This is a genomic window from Fructilactobacillus sanfranciscensis DSM 20451 (assembly GCF_001436035.1).
In the GTDB taxonomy this organism is placed as follows: Bacteria; Bacillota; Bacilli; order Lactobacillales; family Lactobacillaceae; genus Fructilactobacillus; species Fructilactobacillus sanfranciscensis.
Genome location: NZ_AYYM01000020.1, coordinates 1 through 20,543, shown reverse-complemented (window position 1 = coordinate 20,543; position 20,543 = coordinate 1). Strand labels below are relative to the sequence as shown.

19 protein-coding genes and 1 pseudogene are annotated in these 20,543 nt (G+C 37.4%); 11 read left to right on the top strand and 9 right to left on the bottom strand.

The genetic code is table 11. The annotated features are described in order from the left end of the window. The 6 genes from rfbA to FD36_RS05140 all read right to left on the bottom strand — a co-directional run. Positions 1–838: glucose-1-phosphate thymidylyltransferase RfbA (gene rfbA / locus FD36_RS05165; protein WP_056958524.1), on the bottom strand; the 838-nt coding region annotated here is incomplete at its 3' end. A gap of 368 nt (positions 839–1,206) precedes the next feature. Continuing rightward, on the bottom strand, positions 1,207–1,878 hold the full coding sequence (gene pgmB / locus FD36_RS05160) for a beta-phosphoglucomutase (RefSeq protein WP_014081491.1): 672 nt from the start codon (positions 1,876–1,878) through the stop codon (positions 1,207–1,209). 2 nt (positions 1,879–1,880) lie between these two features. Next, on the bottom strand, positions 1,881–2,864 hold the full coding sequence (locus tag FD36_RS05155; RefSeq protein WP_056958522.1) for an aldose epimerase family protein: 984 nt from the start codon (positions 2,862–2,864) through the stop codon (positions 1,881–1,883). Positions 2,865–2,920: 56 nt separating this feature from the next. Continuing rightward, positions 2,921–5,179: a glycoside hydrolase family 65 protein gene (locus FD36_RS05150; RefSeq protein ID WP_056958520.1), complete on the bottom strand. Its 2,259-nt coding sequence runs from the start codon at positions 5,177–5,179 to the stop codon at positions 2,921–2,923. A gap of 93 nt (positions 5,180–5,272) precedes the next feature. Further along, positions 5,273–6,625 (bottom strand): SLC45 family MFS transporter, encoded by a 1,353-nt coding sequence (locus tag FD36_RS05145; RefSeq protein WP_056958518.1) that lies wholly within the window; start codon positions 6,623–6,625, stop codon positions 5,273–5,275. Between the two features lie 345 nt (positions 6,626–6,970). Beyond that, positions 6,971–7,492, bottom strand: coding sequence for an MFS transporter (locus tag FD36_RS05140; RefSeq protein ID WP_056958516.1), 522 nt, complete (start codon positions 7,490–7,492; stop codon positions 6,971–6,973). Between the two features lie 270 nt (positions 7,493–7,762). Here FD36_RS05140 and FD36_RS05130 point away from each other — a divergent pair, with 270 nt between their 5' ends. From FD36_RS05130 to FD36_RS05110, 5 genes are all read left to right on the top strand, one after another. After that, positions 7,763–8,239 carry an MFS transporter gene (locus FD36_RS05130; RefSeq protein ID WP_162255841.1) on the top strand — a complete coding sequence of 159 codons (477 nt, stop codon included), beginning with the start codon at positions 7,763–7,765 and terminating at the stop codon, positions 8,237–8,239. A 21-nt stretch (positions 8,240–8,260) separates the two neighbouring features. Beyond that, entirely contained in the window at positions 8,261–9,424 is a 1,164-nt protein-coding gene (locus FD36_RS05125; RefSeq protein ID WP_056958509.1) for an MFS transporter, read from the top strand. Positions 9,425–9,561: 137 nt separating this feature from the next. Next, positions 9,562–10,890 carry an aspartate aminotransferase family protein gene (locus tag FD36_RS05120; protein ID WP_056958506.1) on the top strand — a complete coding sequence of 443 codons (1,329 nt, stop codon included), beginning with the start codon at positions 9,562–9,564 and terminating at the stop codon, positions 10,888–10,890. An 18-nt stretch (positions 10,891–10,908) separates the two neighbouring features. Further along, positions 10,909–12,384, top strand: coding sequence for an APC family permease (locus tag FD36_RS05115; protein ID WP_056958503.1), 1,476 nt, complete (start codon positions 10,909–10,911; stop codon positions 12,382–12,384). Between the two features lie 100 nt (positions 12,385–12,484). Further along, the gene (locus tag FD36_RS05110) at positions 12,485–12,682 is read left to right on the top strand and encodes a hypothetical protein (protein WP_014081484.1); all 198 of its coding nucleotides are present in this window, start codon (positions 12,485–12,487) and stop codon (positions 12,680–12,682) included. A gap of 91 nt (positions 12,683–12,773) precedes the next feature. On the opposite strand, the gene FD36_RS07070 is transcribed toward FD36_RS05110, so the two are convergent. Both FD36_RS07070 and FD36_RS05105 read right to left on the bottom strand, forming a co-directional pair. Then, positions 12,774–13,025, bottom strand: coding sequence for a helix-turn-helix transcriptional regulator (locus FD36_RS07070; RefSeq protein ID WP_225361972.1), 252 nt, complete (start codon positions 13,023–13,025; stop codon positions 12,774–12,776). Between the two features lie 182 nt (positions 13,026–13,207). Beyond that, entirely contained in the window at positions 13,208–13,981 is a 774-nt protein-coding gene (locus FD36_RS05105; RefSeq protein WP_056958501.1) for a (S)-acetoin forming diacetyl reductase, read from the bottom strand. A gap of 144 nt (positions 13,982–14,125) precedes the next feature. Between FD36_RS05105 and FD36_RS05100 the strand changes: the two genes are divergently transcribed. Beyond that, entirely contained in the window at positions 14,126–16,240 is a 2,115-nt protein-coding gene (locus FD36_RS05100) for a cation:proton antiporter (RefSeq protein ID WP_056958498.1), read from the top strand. Between the two features lie 30 nt (positions 16,241–16,270). Here FD36_RS05100 and FD36_RS05095 read toward each other — a convergent pair whose 3' ends face one another. After that, a complete protein-coding gene (locus tag FD36_RS05095) occupies positions 16,271–16,714 on the bottom strand; it encodes a GNAT family N-acetyltransferase (protein ID WP_056958496.1) in 444 nt (147 codons plus the stop codon). A gap of 78 nt (positions 16,715–16,792) precedes the next feature. Between FD36_RS05095 and FD36_RS06995 the strand changes: the two are divergent. From FD36_RS06995 to FD36_RS05070, 5 genes and pseudogenes are all read left to right on the top strand, one after another. Beyond that, positions 16,793–17,171, top strand: a pseudogene (locus FD36_RS06995) (ATP-binding cassette domain-containing protein); the annotation flags it as partial. Continuing rightward, positions 17,161–18,477, top strand: coding sequence for a hypothetical protein (locus tag FD36_RS05085; protein ID WP_056958492.1), 1,317 nt, complete (start codon positions 17,161–17,163; stop codon positions 18,475–18,477). The pseudogene FD36_RS06995 and the gene FD36_RS05085, both read left to right, overlap by 11 nt. 68 nt (positions 18,478–18,545) lie before the next feature. After that, positions 18,546–18,926 carry a DUF488 domain-containing protein gene (locus FD36_RS05080; RefSeq protein WP_041818010.1) on the top strand — a complete coding sequence of 127 codons (381 nt, stop codon included), beginning with the start codon at positions 18,546–18,548 and terminating at the stop codon, positions 18,924–18,926. Positions 18,927–18,936: 10 nt separating this feature from the next. Next, entirely contained in the window at positions 18,937–19,869 is a 933-nt protein-coding gene (locus tag FD36_RS05075; RefSeq protein WP_056958490.1) for an aldo/keto reductase, read from the top strand. 116 nt (positions 19,870–19,985) lie between these two features. Then, positions 19,986–20,504, top strand: a complete 519-nt coding sequence (locus FD36_RS05070; RefSeq protein ID WP_056958488.1) for a hypothetical protein — start codon at positions 19,986–19,988, stop codon at positions 20,502–20,504. The last annotated feature ends 39 nt before the right edge of the window (positions 20,505–20,543 follow it).

Genomic DNA, 20,543 nt, shown 5'->3' with positions numbered 1-20,543 from the left:
TAATACTAAAGTTAATCCCTAATGGTTGCGCCAATTCATACACTTTATCAGCATCAATATAACCCATTCGATACGCCACTTCTTCTAAGCAAGCCACTTTTAAGCTCTGGCGTTTTTGCACGGTTGCGATAAAACTACTTGCTTCTTGTAATGAGTCATGGGTCCCAGTATCAAGCCAAGCAAAACCACGGCCCATGAGTTCAACATCTAACTCATTATGTTCTAAGTAAACTTTGTTGATATCCGTAATCTCCAATTCACCACGTGGTGATGGTTGAATATTCTTCGCAATATCAACGACTTGATTATCATAAAAATACATTCCCGTGACAGCATAATTACTAGCTGGGTGTACAGGCTTTTCAACAATGGACTTTGCATGCATATTTTCATCAAAGTCAACGATACCAAACCGTTCCGGATCATTGACATGGTAACCAAAGACCGTGGCCCCCTTTGGCTTAGCGCTAGCATGTTGAAGCATCTTGGATAAGCCGCCACCATAATAAATATTATCACCTAAAATAAGACAGACTGAATCATTTCCAATGAAATCAGCACCCAAAATAAAAGCTTCAGCTAAACCGTTCGGCTTTTCTTGGACAGCATAGGATAGATTCAAGCCCAAATCATGACCATCGCCTAACAGTTCTTTGAACCGTGGTGTATCAACAGGTGTTGAAATAACCAAAATATCTTGGATTCCTGCCAACATTAACGTCGATAACGGATAATAAATCATTGGCTTATCATAAATCGGGATCAATTGTTTTGAAATCGCCCGTGTAATTGGATAAAGCCGTGTACCGGATCCCCCTGCAAGAATAATTCCTTTCATTTAGAGCCCCCCTGAATAGTTGCTTATTTTAATAATAATTCTATTTTCAAAACATTACTACCTAAAGAAAGAAGAAACTAACAAAATGGTGCAAAAGGTGTTGGCATTTCTGTCTCTGAGAATCTATCAATTGTGATCATCGATTGGACAGAATTAACCCAATTAGCACGTCCTTTTTTAGCACCTGTGCAGTAAAAATTTACACAGATGGATAAATTAGCTATTACGGCTCTCGTTGATCACATACAACAACGCATAACGTAACTTTTACCGATATCACACTCAAGCAGGGCAATACGGTGGCAAATGTTAATTAAAACAACAAAAGAGTGTCAGTATTTTTATGTACTGACACTCTTTTTAGTTATCTATTGCATTTTAGCTTCAATATTTGCTAATGTCACTTCTGAAGTAGACTCAAAATTCAGATCCGCTTCTGACAACACATCTGGATCACCAATTGCTAGTGATGTTTCACCTGCGCCATTGATTGAGGAAATTCCAGCAGCTGAATCTTCCAATCCAATGACATTTTCTGGATCTAAATGTAAGACTTCCGCAGCACGAACGAAGATTTCAGGATCAGGTTTCCCCTTTGTCAAAGTGGCGGGATCAACAATGCCAACAAAATATTCGGTCAATCCCAAATGATCTAGAATCATTGGTGCGTTTTTAGAAGCTGATGCCACCGACATTGTATAGCCAGCTGCCTTAGCTGATTGAATGAAATCTTTCATGCCAGGCAAAATATCATTTTCAGTCAATGTTGAAATGAGTTGTTGATAATTATGATTTTTCTTTTCTGCTAATGCTTCTTTATCTGCTTGAGAAAAATCATCGGCATGATCCCCAGCATCCAAAATCATTTGCAAGGAAGCCATGCGACTGATGCCCTTCAAACTTTCAGCTAATTCTGGTGTCCAAGTTGTGCCAACCTCATCAGCTGTTTGATGCCAAGCTTCACCATGAAAGCGCGCCGTGTCGGCAATAACGCCATCTAAATCAAAGGCAAAACCTTTAATATCTGAAAATTTAGCCATTTTTATTTATCCTCGCTTTTTTTAATTTGGTAAGTTACAGTATATGTTTTTGTTTCATTTGCTGGCAAAACAATATCACCCAAGCCTTCATGATTAACCGCATCAGGCAAGGTCTGCATCTCAATAGCAAGCGCTGTTTTAATGTCACTGCTATCGTCAGGATTGGCAGTGAATACAACCGCACCATTGCGATCTGAATCCACTGTCAAGGTCAAACTTTCATCGGGTGAAGTTAGTCTTACTCCCTCCCCTTGACGGCTGGGATCTAATACCCAAGCATCATCGTAATGCTCTTGTCCCAAGGCATGCAAATGCGCAAAATCAAATTTTGTATTTTGATTATCAATCAAGTTACCGGTTGGAATCGCGTGATTATCAACTTCAAGATGTTGACGTGATGCAATTTGTAATTTATGCTGGCTGATATCTTGATCCTTACCAACTAAATTAAAGTAGACATGCGTCATTGGATTGAACAATGTATTCTCGGTTGAAACGCCACTAAATATAATGTCTAAACGATCTTCATCGTTCAATCGATAGGTCACTTGGGCAGCTAATTGTCCGGCGAATTCATCATCAAAAGTACGTGTGAAATTAATTTCCGCCGCTGTACCCAAATTTCTTGCTTCACCGTGCCAATTAACCGCATCAAAGCCATTAATGCCAGAGTGTAAAACATTGCCATGATCATTTGGCGTTAATGTAAAATGTGCCCCATTAATATCATAATCAGTTTTTGATAGACGACCACCAACACGACCAATTGTATTTCCAAAATGGAATGGATTATCTAAATACGCGGCTAAATCATCAAATTGGACTAACAATTCTTGTTTGACACCATCACGTTCAACGGAAAACGATTGCCAAGTTGCCCCGTATGAAATTGCAGTAATCTGTGTGTGCTTGATATTTTCTAGGGTAAACGCCGTCACGACTTCTCCGTCAGGTAATTGCCCAAAATCCTTCTCTACTACTTTCATGATATCCTTTCCTGCTATACAACAAATGAGCGATTCCTCGCTCATCATTATGCTTATTACTTTGTCAATTCGACATCTTGCCCTGATAGGTTAATCACTAATGGTTCACCTGAAATCAAGTCAACATGTGCACCTTGACCATCGACTGACACTTCCAAAACATGACCGCGGAATACCAAACGGAAAGCATATTTTGTCCATTTCTTTGGCAAGAATGGCTTCAAGTAGAGTTTGCCATCACGAACACGCATGCCAGCAAATCCTTGCACAATCGCTAACCATGAGCCTGTCATAGCGGTTATATGCAAACCATCTGAAGTGTCATTATTATAATTATCTAAGTCCAAACGGGCCGCACGTTCGTACAGTTCAACTGCTTTATCTTCCATTCGTAAGTCAGCAGCCAAAATTGAGTGAACAGATGGCGACAATGATGACTCATGCACTGTAAATGGTTCATAGAATTCAAAGTTGTTACGCTTTTCTTCTTCTGTAAACGCGTCTGGGAAATAGAACATGGCCTGTAATGTATCAGCTTGCTTAATATATGGTGAGCGCAAGATGCGATCCCATGACCAGTGTTGGTTAATTGGTCGAATGTCTTGTGGCATATCAGCAATTGGTGTCAAATCTTTATCCAAGAATGTATCATGTTGAACAAAGATATGTTTTTTACCTGTCTTGGTTTCAACATCAGCCTCTGGCAAATACATTTTATCAACAATTTCTTGCCACTTTGCTAATTCTTCATCCGTCAAAGCCAACTTAGCTTTTTCATCAGCATTAATTTCACCGTAGTGTTCAAGGGAGTATTGCAAAACCCATTTTGCCATCCAATTTGTATAGAAATTGTTATTAACATTGTTTTCATACTCGTTGGGACCCGTGACACCATGAATCATGTACTTATCGTTTCGGGCAGAATAGTGGACACGATCTGCCCAGAAGCGTGCGATATTATACAAAACTTGTGCGCCGTCACCGTCAAGCCATGAGTGATCTCCCGTGATGTTTGTATAATTATAAATCGCATAAGCAATTGTCGAATTACGGTGAATTTCTTCAAAAGTAATTTCCCACTCGTTGTGTGACTCAATACCATCAAAGGTCACCATTGGGTACAAAGCACCTTTTAAGCCTTGTTCTTTGGCATTGTGGAATGCACCATCCAACTGATCAAAACGATATTGTAGCAATGAACGGGTCACAGACGGATCAGCAACACCAAGGTAAACAGGAATAGCAAATGCTTCGGTGTCCCAATACGTGGCACCACCGTACTTCTCGCCAGTGAAACCTTTTGGTCCGATATTCAAACGTGGATCATTACCATAGTAAGTTGAGAATAACTGGAATAAGTTGAAGCGAATACCTTGCTGCGCCGCATCATCTCCTTCAATTTTAACATCAGCTTTTTCCCAACGATTAGCCCATTCTTGTGCATGTGCTGTGTATATGTCGTCGTATTTTTGTGCGGCAAGATCCGCAGTTAATGTCTCACCTGCTTTAATCACTTGAGCTAGGCTATCATAATCACGCGAAGTTGTCACAATCACGCGCTTTTCGAAACTAACTGAACCTTTAGCTGGTACTTCAATGTCAAAGTTATCAGTCACTTCTTTTTCAGAGCGGTTCGCACCATGCTTTTTACCGCCAACAAAGCTCTGACGGGCAACAACTGTAAATTGTGGCACACCAAACGGATTTTCAATTGTTTGCGTAGCGATAAATGATGAATTAGTCTCATTACCTGCGTCCAAAACTTGCCAAAACTTTTCATCATAATTTGAATCTTCATTGACAACGTCAGCGTCGATACTAGCATCAAAACGAATTGTGTGCGTTTGACCATCAGCAGATGACAACTCATAGTGAATATCTGCCAATTCCTTCACTGCTGCTGAAACTAAGCGCGTGATTTTAAACGTTACGCCAAACACAGTAAACGTTCGATTCAAAACACCATTTTTCATATCCAATGATACTTCAAAATCAGTCACATCATTCTTAGCTAGATCAACTTGATTACCATCAACGTAAATGTCTGCTTTGACATAGTTTAGCGCATTGATAGCTTTTCCAAAGTAAAGCGGATAACCATTTTTCCACCAACCGACACGTGTTTTATCTGGGAACCAAACACCACCAACGTAAATTCCTTGATGTGTGTCACCGGAATAGACTTCTTCAAACATGCCACGCATGCCCATGTATTCGTTACCCAAACTCGTCATAGATTCTTGGAGACGTTTATCTTCGGGATTCAAATCATGTGATGTAACTTTCCAAGGATCAACTTCAAAAATTCGTTTCATAAGACTTTCTACCTCTTTCATTTTTCGAATACTTAGCTTCAGCGCTAATATCTACGACGACTGATCGCACATATTACGCCGAAACGTTAGCCATTATTGTGCATTTACTGGATTACTGTGAATTTCCTTGATAAACCCAACACTAACAGCACCAATTAACATTAAGATTCCGGATACTAAGATCATTGATGGAAAATGTGAACCAAGTGCAGGAAATAGTGCAAAACTAGCAACCGAAGCTACAATTTGCGGCAAGCAAACTGAACCGTTAAACAATCCTAGATACGTACCCATGTGATCACCAGGCAATGCGTTGGTTACCATAATGAATGGGTATGCCATCATACCTGCCCATGAAATACCGATTAAAATAAATGAACCAATCAACAAATACTGTGAGTGAATAAAGAATACCGATGTGAAACCAATTGCCCCTAAAAAGAGTGACAAAGCATAACCCGTTTTGTTTTTAGTTGCTGGAATTTTTGATAAGACTAGTGACCACACAACGGCCGCAATAGCATAAACCGCTGACAAGATACCAAACCAATTACCACCATTCTGATACCCAGCCGATGTTGGATTAGTTGCATGGAAAATATTGTCTGCCACAGTACCAGCACCATATGTCCACAAATATTGGAATGCCATCCAGCAGAAGAACTGAGTCAAAGTAACCATCCAAAATGTTTTTGGTGCACGCTTTAACAAAGTCAAGAAGCCACCTTCACCATCATTTGGTGTATTCAAAGCATAGCCATGATATAACTCATAAGTGGCATCATCGTATTCTTTCACGTTAAAGACTGCAATTAGTGAAAAGATAACTAAGATTAACGCACCAACATAGAATGAAATAGTCACAGAAGCTGGAACTTGACCTTTAGGTGCTGTATTAGCAACACCAATCGCTGTCAACAAGAATGGAAAAATTGTTGCAAGGACAGACCCTGTATTAGACAAGAAACTTTGAATTGAGTACGCGTATGATTTTTGGTCTTCATTAACCATGTCACCCACAACCATCTTGAAGGGTTGCATTGCAACATTAGAACTCAAATCCATGAACAAAATTGTGATTGCTCCAAACCACAAACCAGCAACAGTTGAAAAACCAAAACTACCTGAATTAGGCAACAAGAGCATTACAATAGCTGCCACAGAAGCGCCACCCAATAGGTAAGGCATTCGACGACCAAAGCGTTTTGTCCAAGTGCGATCTGAAAAATAACCAACTAGTGGTTGAACAAACAACCCTGCCAATGGTGGTAGGATGAAGAAAGCTCCTAACTTAGTGGGATCAGCACCCAAGGTCTGAAAAATACGTCCCATTTGGGAACTCTGCAATAAAAATGCCATCTGCACGCCCAAAAATCCAAAACTTAGCATCCAAATGGTGCTTAGCGGCAAGTTTGGCAACCCCTGCCCTTTTTTCTTATCTACCATAATTAATCCCTCCATAATTTTTTGAAACATAACTGATTTGCTCTAATCATGCACCAATATATGTAACGCTTACAGTATAAAACATTTGGATAATTAATGGAAACGTTTACGTAATATTAACGATAACATTATGCAAATTTATTGTTTATCGAACAGCTATAGCTGCTGAAATGCTGGTATTTCCTAATTCTATCGTTTTTTGATTCAATTTAAGAAATAATTTGTGCGACAATTTTTTCAACAATTAAGGCAAACACTTGTCTTATGGGTGTTTAATTTCGGCTGAACCGCACTTAACACAACAAGTGCAATCTAATCGCTCGCACGGATAATCGTAGTCGGCAATTAGAAATTGTGCATTAAGTTCAATACTAATCTAACGATAAAACAATATAATAAGCCTCCCGCTAAAAACATCCCGACCTGTAAGGAAACCTCGATAAACGAATTAGCACTGCCCAGTAACTTTTGTGGCACAATTGACTGAATATAACTTCTGGAAGCTGCCATATAGGCAACCCAACCAACTCCGGTAAACATTGCTAAGGCATACATTTCCAGTAAATTAAATTTAAAAAGAACTAAGCAAGCTGCGATGATTCCCAGTGGAACGGCCCGAATTAAAAAGGTCCCAATAATTACGTTTCTGCGAGTGAATTTATCAGTTACATAACCCGCAATTGGCGAAATCAAAAAGCCTGCTAATACGTTAATCGCTAAAAAGGTTTCCACGATACTATCGGAATTGGTTTGCTCCAATACATACCAGTTAGCGCCGACAGTCGTAAGTCCTACTTCAAACCCAGAAATGATGTCTGAGATGAAAAAATTTCTAAATTGTTTTTGCTGTAATAATGTACTTTTCATGATTTTCATCCTCCGTTGCCCATAGTTTACATGCGCAGAAGTGAAGGAGTATCATTATGTAAAGCTTTTCGTCATAATTCATTTTATAGACTGATTTAAAAGTAAAGAGTGCCACTATGACTAATGGAGAATTAATTAAAAAACTACGTAAAGAACGGCGTATCTCCCAAGTACAACTGGCAGCGGGAATTTCGACTCCGATTCTATCTTTATTAGTTGGGGAACATCGACTTAATCGAGTAATTGGCCTTACAATGGCGGTTTTTATCTTTGGTAACATTTTATCAGCGATTGCCCCAACCTTTTTTTGTGCTGACACTCTCCAGAATTATTACCGCATTGGTTGCTGGAATTACCATTTCAATTGCAATCACATTTGCTACCTTTATTACACCAAAAGCCAAACAAGCTTGGATTGTGTCCTGGGTATTTTCGGGATTTAGTATTGCCTCAGTCTTTGGGGTTCCAACCGGAACGTGGTTAAGTAGTAAAGTTGGTTGGCGACTAACTTTCTGGATTATTGCCATTCTTTCAACACTGGTGCTCGTTGCCTTTCAATTAGCACTTCCACATGATCTCAAACAGAAAAAAGTAGAACATTTTACTGATCAATTTAAAATTCTAACCGATAAACGCATCCTGTTAGGAATTTTCGTGCCTGTACTTTCATTGGGTTCGGTTTACATCATTTATACTGCCATTTTATTGGTAATTCTTTGGGTCTTAACTCATCACACTCAATCATAATCAACTTAAAAGGAGTTATTTATGAAAAGTTTTAAAATACAAACCCTAATTCTCATCGCGATTGCCTTCATGTTAGGGATGAGTGAATTTATTATCGTGGGAATTTTAGGAGATATCGCTGATACTTTTCACGTAGAAATTTCGACAGCTGGATTATTAACCACTATTTTTGCGGGAGTTTATGCAGTTTCAACACCAATTCTATCCCTAATGGTTGGTGAACGCCGTTTAGATAAAGTTATGGTATTAATCTTATCGATTTTTATTTTTGGAAATATATTATCTGCTGTTTCCCCTAACTTTTTTGTCTTAACCATTTCTCGTGTTATTACCGCCCTTGTATCTGGAATTACCATTTCCATTGCAATTACATTTGCGACTTACATCACTCCACCCAACAAGCGAGCTTGGATTGTATCCTGGGTCTTTTCTGGTTTTAGTATCGCATCAGTTTTTGGAGTTCCAACCGGAACATGGTTAAGTAATCAAGTTGGTTGGCACATTACTTTCTGGATTATTGCGGCCTTAAGTTTTTTAATTTTAATCGCCTTCGTGATTGCATTACCCCACGACTTACGCCAAAAGAAAGTGGACCACTTTACTGATCAATTTAAAATTTTCAAAGACAAATTGATTCTCTTAGGAATTTTTGTTCCTGTTTTAATGACAGGTGGTGGATATGTTGTCTATACTTACGTGACGCCAATGTTAACTAATTCATTCGGTTACAGCATCGATTTTGTCACGGTTTTCTTAATTATTTATGGGATTGCAAGTTTAATTGGAAACCAAGTTGCCGGTCGTTTAGCATCTCGTGACGGAATGAAACGGATTTTTAAATTTTACATTCTTCAAGAAATTGTTTTACTAGGTATTTCAATCTTTTTCAAAGTTTCAACAATTGATTTAGTCCTAATTATCATTTTGGGCTTTACCCTTGCACTTGCGGGAGCAACTACCCAACTCTTCTATATGCACATTGCAGAAGTTAAGTATCCACAATCATTAGTACTTGCATCTTCCTTTAATCCGATTTTTACCAATGTCGGAATCGCAGTTGGTTCTGCCACTGGTGGTATCATCGTAAACTCAATTGGAATGCCTTTCTTAGGATTTGGTGGTGCCATTTATACCGCTATCCTTTTAGTAGACCTTTGGCTAATTAATCATAAATTTTCTAATTAAATAGTAAAAGACAATCATTAATAAACGTGATTGTCTTTTTATTTACCTAAATCAGAAAGTTTAGCATTGACATTGATTTTCATTCACTTTATACTCTTAAAAACTTAAATAAATCTTAAGCAAAGGGAGTTTATACTATGTCAAATCAAGAAATCTTAGATCAAGAACAACAACATTACGCGAAAGCAGCTCGAATTAAATATTTTGATATCGTTATCAAATCTGGTAAAGGTGCCATTTTAACTGACAAAGATGATCATCAATACATTGATTTACTTTCAAGTGCTTCAGCCACTAATACTGGCCATTGTCATCCGCACGTTGTGGAAGCAATCAAGCAACAAGCAGAACAATTAATCCAATATACGCCTGCCTACTTTGCTAACGGACCAGAAGCAAAATTAACTCCTCGTTTAGCTAAATTAGCTCCCATCAACGGACCTGTAAAAGTTGCTTACGGAAATTCTGGGTCTGACGCAAACGATGCCATTATCAAATTTGCTCGTGCTTATACTGGTCGCCAATACATTGTCAGTTTCACTGGTGCTTATCATGGTTCAACCTATGGTTCCATTTCAACTTCTGGCGTTAGTTTAAACATGACCCGCAAGATTGGTCCATTATTACCCGGAGTTGTGAAAGTGCCATTTCCTAGTCCTTGGTATCGGTTACCGAACGAAAGCGATGATGATTTTTCTGATCGCATGTTTGACGCTTTTAAATTACCATTTGAAACCTACTTACCTGCTGACGAAACGGCTTTAATTGAAATTGAAGCAATTCAAGGTGATGGTGGTTTTATTAAAGCACCTGAACGTTATCTCAACAAAGTTTATCAATTTGCTAAAGATCATGGAATTTTATTTGCTGTCGATGAAGTTAACCAAGGCTTAGGGCGGAGTGGCAAAATGTGGTCCATTCAACATTTTCCTGATGTTCATCCGGACTTGATTGCGGTTGGTAAATCAATTGCCTCAGGACTTCCACTTAGTGCTGTTCTAGGACGAGCTGAAGTGATGGATGCCTTGAGCGCTCCCGGAAATGTGTATACCACAGCGGGTAATCCAGTGACGACTGCTTCGGCAAATGCCACCCTTGATGTGATTGAAAACGAACACTTAGTTGAACGAAGTGCCAAATTAGGCAAGCAAGCTAAGGCTTTTTTTGATAAAATGAAAGATAAATTTGATTTTATTGGAGCTGTGCGCATTTATGGGTTAAATGGTGGCATTGATATTGTGGATCCAGCAACTGGAAAAGCAGACGATGACGCCGCTACCCAATTAATCACACAAATCTTTGAATTAGGAGCTTTAATGATTACGGTGCGTGGAAACATCTTACGTTTCCAACCACCATTGGTAATTAAAGAAACTGATTTAAACAAGGCTTTTAGTGTCATAGAACAAGCAATGCAAGAATTAAATGATGGAAAACTACCACCAGCTAAACCAATGGGCTGGTAATATTTAAAGGAGTATGACATGAAAAACATTTTCAAAAAAATGAATGAGAAAGTCGACTTTCATTTTTACGCATCAAAAGATAAGCAACTGAAAAAGACCATGACAGTAAAAGACTTCTTAGCTTTAGGGCTAGGGACCATCCTTTCAACCTCAATCTTTACCCTACCTGGATTAGTTGCTGCTAAATTTACCGGACCAGCCGTAGTTATTTCGTTCTTACTAGCCGCCGTAGCTGCTGGTTTGGTAGCAATGAACTACGCTGAAATGGCTTCAGTGCTTCCATTTGCTGGATCCGCTTATTCTTGGATTTCCGTACTATTCGGTAAATTCTGGGGTTGGATTGTTGGTTGGGCGCTACTTGCCGAATACCTAATCGCGGTGGCCTTCGTTGCTGCTGGATTGTCGGCTAATGTGCAAGGATTAATTTCCCCATTAGGTTGGAAAATTCCAAACGCTTTCGCTTTTCCACTTGGAACAAACGGTGGTGTCATTGATATCATTGCGGTGGTTGTCGTAGCTTTAGTTGCGTTTATCTTACTTCGTGGTGATGCTGAAACTACTAAAGTTGCCAACGTCTTGGTTGTTTTGAAACTTCTTGCTATCATCACTTTTGTAGTGGTTGGTGCAACTGCTATCAAAGCCCAAAATTATGTTCCATTCTTCCCTAAGCCACATGCCCTTTCTGATGGTACCCAATTTGTTGGTGGCTGGTCTGGAATTTATGCCGGAATCTCAACCATTTTCCTTTCATACATTGGTTTTGATTCAATTGCTGCTAACTCTGCCGAAGCTAAAGATCCTCAAAAAACAATGCCTCGTGGAATCATCGGTTCTCTTTTAATCGGAACGGTCTTCTTCGTAGCTGTTTCTCTAGTTATGGTGGGAATGTTTAAATACTCAGCTTACCTTGGTAATGCTGAACCAGTTGGTTGGGCTCTTCGTCAACAAGGTCACGTAATTATTGCATCCGTTGTGCAAGCAATTGCCGTTGCTGGGATGTTGGTAGCCTTGATTGGAATGATGATGGCTGGATCACGTTTAATTTACTCATTTGGTCGTGATAAAATGCTTCCAAAATCAATGGGTAAACTAAATAAGAAAAAAATCCCACAAAATGCTCTTTGGATCATCACTGCTGTTGGAGTTGTAATGGGAGCTGTCTTTCCATTCACTTTCTTGGCTCAATTGATTTCTGCTGGAACCTTAATCGCCTTCATGGCAGTTTCACTTGCAATGTATCCATTGAGAAAACGTGAAGGAAAGAATCTTCCTAAGGCTGCTTACAAACAACCCTTCTTCCCTGTTCTTCCAATTCTTGGTTTCCTTGGATCACTTACCATTTTCATGGGACTTGATGTCCAGGCAAAACTTTACTCAATCGTTTGGTTTGTAGTTGGAGTAATCATCTACTTTGCTTATGGAATGAAGCACGCTGACTCAGCTCTTGATGAATCAGATGTTAACACTGATGAAGAAATCAACGAAAATTTATAAAAATTAAATAAAATTCAATTAAAAAGAGCGGTTTTCTTACCGCTCTTTTTTGTTTCATACTATAATGTACTTATATGATAATTCGAATGGGGGAATGGAAATGAAAGAAATGATTGCTGCGGCTTTAGTATTAATGATGTTATTTTGCCTAATGGTAGAAGCGGCTGTATATGTATTCGTAAAAAATCCATCTCCTAGCCAAAAAATGACTTATAACTTATTTGATAAAATTTACTGTTTTTGTTTGTTTTTAATTTGTGCTTTAGTAGTTGCCCTTTCGGTGTTGAGGGGATCGTAATGATTTGATTATAGGTGAGTCCATACCTCAAAGTTGGAAATTAAAAGAGCCCCATTGTTGCTTAACGCAAGTAATGGTAGGCTCTTTTTTACTATACAAATTTAATCTCAATTTTTTTATTTGTCTTATCAGCTATTTCATTTAGTAATTTGAAAGATGGATTCGTTTCTCCTGTTTCAATTCTTGAAATTATTGATTGGGTTTTTCCCACTAATTTAGCAAATTCAACCTGTGATAATCCAAATTGATCTCTTAATGATTTGACTGCAAGAGCTAACCCAGTCTTAGAAGCTTCTTCATCATAAAAACGTTTAAATTCTGGATCTTTTGAGTATTCTTTAATTAGTTCTTCAGTTTGAGTAATAATAATTTACCTCCTAAAATTATTTAACTGATTGTGCTTTTTCGAAAACCCGTGGGTAATCACCAACTTTGAATGTTAGATAAGTGCAAAAATTAAAAAGAGCTTCCAACACTATTATAAGTATTAAAGCTCTTTTTTAATATGAAATTTTATTAATTAGACTAATTAAAGACCATTCCACCATCAATTAATAGTGATTGACCAGTCATATAATCTGAATCTGGGCCTGCAAGATAAGAAACACATCCAGCAACATCTTCTGGTTTTGATAAGCGTTTTAAAGCAATATCCTTTGCAAATTGTTCCATTCCCCATTCAAAGGGTTTACCAGCATTATCAGCAACTTTTTTGGCAATATCATTCATCATTGGAGTAATTACAATTCCAGGACAGTAAGCATTTACAGTAATTCCAAAATCAGCTAATTCACGAGCAGTTGTTTCAGTAATTCCGCGAATTGCAAACTTAGTAGAACCATAAACAGTTAGATTAGGATTTCCAGTCATTCCCGCCTGTGAGGAAGCATTAATAATTTTACCACCGTGACCTAGTTCTTTGAATTTTTTAGAAGCAGCTTGAATTCCCCAAATTGTACCACCAACGTTGATCTTTTCAGTATCTTCTAAAATTTCTGGAGTCACTTCATCAATTGGAGTTGTAGGAGCAACTCCAGCATTATTTACCATGATATTAAAATCACCAAAGTGTTTAGCAGCTTTTTCAACTGCTGCAAATACTGCATCACGGTCAGCTACATCAGCAGCAATTGCAATGGCATCACCATGATCATTTTGAATTTCTTTAGCAATTTTTTCAACCTTAGATTCTGTTCTTCCAACCAAGGCAATTGCAAAACCATCTTTATGCAAACGTTTAGCAATTGCTGCACCAATTCCTTGACCTGCACCTGTAACTAAAGCAACTTTTTTCATAATTCACGCTCCTATTGTTTTTTATATTTTGATTGTAGCGCTTACCTTTAAATTATGTACTTATAACCATCATTCCCACAGCTTTAATTTATATAACCCCTCTTTGTTGGTATAATTAAGATAAACACTACTTTTGGAGGTATATTTATGGAGATATTGGAAGCAGTCTTAATTCTGCTTGGTCTAGTTCTAGTCTCCAATGTGGCTAGTCATTACATTACCGCTGTTCCGGTAAGTTTGTTACAAGTCGCATTTGGAGTTATTATCGCAATCTTATTCAAATTTAAAATTGATCTTGATACAACGTGGTTTATGTTATTATTTGTTGCCCCGTTGCTATTTAACGATGGTCGTGATTTTCCTAAAAAAGAACTATGGAAATTACGTGGCCCAATTTTTGAAAATGCAATTTTATTAGTTTTTTTAACCACAATTATAGGTGGATTCTTTGTTAGTTGGTTAGTTCCTAGCATGCCATTAGGAGTTAGTTTTGCTCTTGTTGCAATTCTTTCCCCAACTGATCCAGTTGCTGTACAATCAATCTCAAAACGAGTTAAATTACCAAAAAATATTTTGCATTTGGTTAGTGGTGAAAGTTTAATTAACGATGCCAGTGGTTTGATTGCCTTTAAATACGCTATTGCAGCAGTAGTAACTGGCTATTTTTCAATCTCTAAAGCAGCAGGTGACTTTGTTTACATGGCGATTGTCGGACTATTAGCTGGAATGGCTTTAATGGCCGGATTAATTTGGCTTAGAAATTGGTTACATAGTATTAATTTCAATGATGCGATTTTTAGTGTTGTTCTCCAAATTTTAACTCCATTTGTAATTTACGTTATCGCCGAAGATTTTCTCCATGCTTCAGGCGTAATTGCCGTAGTAACGGCCGGAATTTTTGAACACCTTTCCGAAAAAAAGGTACGTGGACAAACTCCAGAAATTACTTTATTAACTAACCGAACTTGGGATATCATCATTTATTGTTTAAACGGAGTTGTATTCTTAGTTCTTGGAATTGAGTTACCGGTCGCCATGCACGCGGTCTTCAAAAGTAAAATCTACGGAACATTTGCTTCATTAGGCTATGCTTTTGCAATCTGGTTTATGATTTTAGTCATCCGAGTTGTTTGGATTATTGGTTACCAATCATTCGCTTATTATGTAACAAAAAAGGAAACCAAGAAACCTAAATTTTCGGTTGCTCTTCTTGCTGGGTTATCTGGAGTTCGTGGTGCCATTACCATGGCTGGGGTACTTTCTGTTCCAGCTTTTATCGACGGTGGAAAAGCCTTCCCAGATCGCTCATTAATGCTCTTCATTGCCGCATCAGTAATTGTCATCAGTTTAGTAGCTGCTACCATCACTTTGCCACTAATCGCTCCTGGTAAAGGAACTTTAGAAACCAGAGCTTCCGTAATTGATGAAAAAGAAAACGAAGACAACGATGAAGATGCTCCTGAATACGTATCTTATGACGTAGCTCGTCTATATCTTATGAACTCGGCGATTGCAAACTTAGAAAACAACAAAACCGAAGATACCCAACGGGCTGTATTTGATATCATCACTGATTATGAAGTCGACATTCGGAAAATCCAATATCGTTTACACGATCGAGCAGAAACAACTCAAACTCTAAACGAAATGTTAGCCTTACGGCGAGTTGCTTTAAATGGAATTCGCGATGCCGTTAATACCCTTTACGAAAAAGGTTTAATTAACAAAGATTCTTATTGGATTAAAAGTCGGCAATTAAACCAACAAGAATATCTGTTATCTCAAGCAGCTGGAAATCGTCAAACTTTCCGAAATATGCCCCACTTAAGTTTCTTTAGTCGCTTAATACGAGCAATTAAAGTTTGGCAATGGAATGGTTCCGAAAGTGAAGCAACTAAATCAGACTTACGTTTGATTCAAAAAGTTGGCTCACAAGGTGCAATCAATGCCGTAAAGAAATTCTTAAATAGTAAGGACATTGACGAAAGAGATTTTTCTGCCCAAACAGTTCACTTCTTAATTGTTCATTATGAAAGACAAATTCAAGAAGCACAGTCATTTGGTGATTCTGAAGCCGAAGAAAAAGAATATGAACGACAATTAATTACGCTTCGAATGCAAGCCCTTGAAGCAGAACGAAAAGCCATCGAGGTTTTGATTGAAAATAATCACATTGGCCCTGGAATGGGACTTAAGTTACGGCAAAACGTGAACTACGAAGAAACAATCTTATTGAATGATTATAAACACGAAAATGAATAGATAAAAAGACTAGCATCCGTTTTTCAGATGCTAGTCTTTTTGCATGGAATCATGAATCATTTTAATGTGTTTAACTCCGGCTTCAATAAAGGGATTACCGAAAGTTTTGAATCCACTTTTTTTATAATAACCAACGGCATAAAATTGAGCCTCAATTTCAATTGGTAATCCTGGAAAATGAAGTTTAATTTGTCGCATAATTTCTTGTAACAATCCTCGCCCTTTTCCTGTTCCACGCACTTGACCGGTTGTCAAAACACGTCCAAAAGTAACGTATTGCTGCTCACTAAAAATGCGAGCATAAGCGGTAATTCGATTGCCATCCGTTTCAAAGACATGAAGTGCAATCTTATCATTTTCGTCTGGATCCGATTCTGTGATTTTTTGTTCTTCAACAAACACATCGGAACGGACGCGGTAAATTTCATAGAGTTCTTCTAAACTTAGTTCTTTAAATGGCTTTACTTCCCACAATGTTTTTAACCTCCTAGTTCTCAAAATCTCTTTGTAAATTATACCAGATTAAAAAGATTCTATCGTTTCCTAGTGAGATTTGGCTTTCTCGGTCATAACGGTGCTGGTAAATCAACGACGCTAAAAAGTCTAACCAGCATCATTGAACCCACTTCCGGAAAAATTTCCTTTGATGGATTAGATTTAGCTCAGCATCGAACTGAAATTAAACATGAAAGCTCATGCAGAACAAGGCAAAACAGGCATTTTTTCGACCCACGTGCTTGATACTGCGCAACAATTATGTGATGAAATTGCCATTTTAAAAAATGGTGAAATGATTTTTAATGATTCTGTTAAATCCCTTTTAGAAGCACATCCTAAGGAATCACTGGAAACAATTTATCTTAATCTGATTGGTCGCAAAAATAATCAATCAGAAATTGAACAACTTGAAGGTGATTCACATGCTGAATAAAAAATTAACCGAGCTCATTAAAGTTAATTTGCTCTACTCCAACCCTAGTAGCACCCAGCGCCAACGAAAAAAAGGTAAAAGTATCAATCAAATTGTTAAATCAACGATTTTATGGTCTGTTTTAACGGGCTTCCTTTTGATGGTACTCTTTAGTTTTTCACTGCTCTCAGTTGACTTATCTCACGCTCCAGGAATTTTTACTCATTTCCTAGCCTTATTTAGTCTTTTATTAATGTCCCAATTAATCTCCACCATTAACAACGTGTTTTTGGACAATCAAGACCTGCAAAATTATTTATCCCTACCCGTAAAAATTAGTACGTTGTGGACGGCCAAATTAATTACGATTGTCATTACTATGATTCCCTTTGCCATTCCAGTGCTAGCCATTTTTGTCATGACGGCTTATGAAAGCAACTACAACGTGGTTTTTGCGATTATCGTCGCCTTGCTTACCCTTATTTTTTACCTTGGCAGTATTACCAAAAACGAGCCTCACACTACCGATCAAACAGTCCTCAGTCCGTTAAAACCAATTTTCCAATTGATCACGCAGCCCTTTAGTGCGACATCGCTGATCACATTGCTAGTTTTAATCGGCATTACTACTGGGGGAATGTTCATTTTAAACAAATTAAGCAATAGCGGCCTTTTGCAAATTAAAAGCTCATATACCAAAAAGCGAAAGACTCCAACGCACCCAGTGGTCCAAAAATCACTTGGTAAAACCCTCATTCGTTACAATTTACAACTACTACGCCAACCATCTTTTATGACCCAGGTCCTCATGAATACAATTATGATGCCTTTTATCTTTTTATTTGGGTTTAGTTACGGTAGTAAAGATCTCATTCATCACCTGGGCTTAGAATATGCTGGTGTGTTCTTTTTGGTAGGAGTGATGTTCTCATTCATGACGTTTAATGCTTATGCCTTTGTAGGGAATATTATTTCTTTGGACGGGGAAAACTTTGAAATGATGCGTAGTTTCCCAATTAAGTTTACTCATTATTTAAAAATCAAATTTTGGTTAGCAACTGGCATTCAAATTAGTTTAACGATTATCTTAAGCCTCGCCATTGCCTTCTTTATTCATTTGAAAATTGAACTAATTTTACCACTATTATCCGGAATTATTTTGAGCCAAATTGCTGGCTGTCTTTACTATTTTGCCCGTGATTGGCGGCTTTTATCATTAAACTGGACTGATCCAAACCAGTTACTTAGTCGCGAATTAGGTAATTGGGGTGTCTTTATGATGACCTTTGGTTCCATGCTTTTTGGCAAGTATTGCAAGATTAATTGATGTAAACTAATTTTTAGTAAGTGATATTTAATTATTGTATACTTAGTTTAGATAAGGTGGTGGGCAAAATCAAACTTAAACTTGAAAGAATTTACACTAAACCAGCCGATTTAAATGGTTATCGAATTCTCGTTGACCGCCTTTGGCCACGTGGAATTTCAAAAATCAGAGCAACCTTAGACAACTGGGAAAAATCAATTGCTCCCTCAACTGAATTAAGAAAATGGTTTAATCACGTTCCTGATCGTTTTCCCGAATTTAAAACCAAGTATTTAGCTGAACTTGAGCAAAATCCATCAACTAAAGAATTTGTTAATCTTGTAGCAGAGAAGCTTAAAAAGCAAAACGTAATTCTTTTATATGGGGCTAAAGATCAGAAACATAATCAAGCCATTATTATTTATAACTATTTATTACAACAACCAGCGATTAAAGCTGAATTAGATTAAGAGAATATTTATGCAAGAAATAAAAATTGGAAAATCAGATGTAGTTACTGGACCATTAGGCTTAGGAACTAATGCGGTTGGTGGTCATAACCTTTTCCCCAACCTTAAAAACTCGACTGGAATTGAAATTGTTAAAACTGCCTTAGATTCTGGAATTACTCTCTTAGATACGGCGTTTGGTTATGGAATGGGAGAATCTGAAAAATTAATTGGTGAAGCAATTAAGGGTTACGACCGTTCAAAAATTCAAATTGCAACTAAGGGTTGTCAAAAAGTTGAAGCAGATGGAAGTGTTGTAATTGATGATTCACCTGCTTACCTTCGTGATTGCGTTGAAGATAGTTTAAAACGCCTTCAGACCGATTATTTAGATATCTTCTACATTCACTTTCCTGACGGCAAAACTCCTTTAAATGAATCAGTAGCCGCCCTTAATGAGTTGAAAAAAGAAGGTAAAATTCGGGCCATTGGGGTTTCAAACATGTCAATGGAACAACTTAAACAAGCTAACCTTGATAATTTAGTTGATGTTGATGAAGAAAAATACAATTTAATTGATCGTGATGCTGAACAAGAAAGTTTTGCATACCTTAAAGAACACAATATTTCCTTTGTACCATTCTTCCCACTTGCTTCCGGATTATTAACTGGTAAATACACTAAAGCAACAACTTTCCCAGCTGATGATATTCGTCATGATGATCCTGATTTCCAAGGTGCAACCTTTGAAAAAATCATCGATGGAATTGACGAAATTCGTCCGATTGCTGAAAAATACGATGCTACAGTTGCCCAAATCGTAATTGCTTGGTACATCAAGAATCCTAACATTTCTGTTGTGATTCCCGGTGCTAAAAAACCTGAACAAGTTAAAAGTAACGTTAAAGCATTAAACATTAATTTAACTGATGCTGAATATCAATTAATTGACGAAAAATTATAAAATTCAAGCCGACTACAATCTAATGTAGCCGGCTTTTTATTATCCTCTTTTTTGCTTTATTATCAGGACAACTGTTATAATAAAGTTCATTAAATAAGAATTGGAGAATTCTAAACATGTTTGAAATTCAAAGATACATTCAAAAATGGAGTAATATTTTAAAAAAATTAGCTAAATTTAAATATTTGTTTTTCATTTCAATGATTGCAATTATTTTTTTAACAGCATCTGTAGTAGTTTATCAAGGTGGAATTCGTAACTTTATGATGTTACTTTTTGGCATTTTAATTGGATTATTAGCAGCATTATGGGTGATTTTTACTTTAGTTTATCGCGATGCCAAAAAAATCATGGCGTTACTAAATTTAAATGATTTATCATCTTTAGGTAATCTTCCTCAATTTGGCAGCGTTGGTAAGATGACTGGTGCCATTAAATACGTTGCTAAGGCAAATCTTATTTTTGGATTGCTAGTACTATTTTTAATTATTTTTGCCATCATCAGTTTAATTCATAGTTCTTTATTCGTAATCTTAGTGTTTATGTTTGGCGTTTTAGGTGGAATTTTTAGTATTTTATCACTTATCGCTAAATTTGCAGAAAAGAAAAATGAATTTATGATAATGAAAAAATAAAAAAAGCCTCTCAAAACGGTGATGGGCTACAATAAAGTT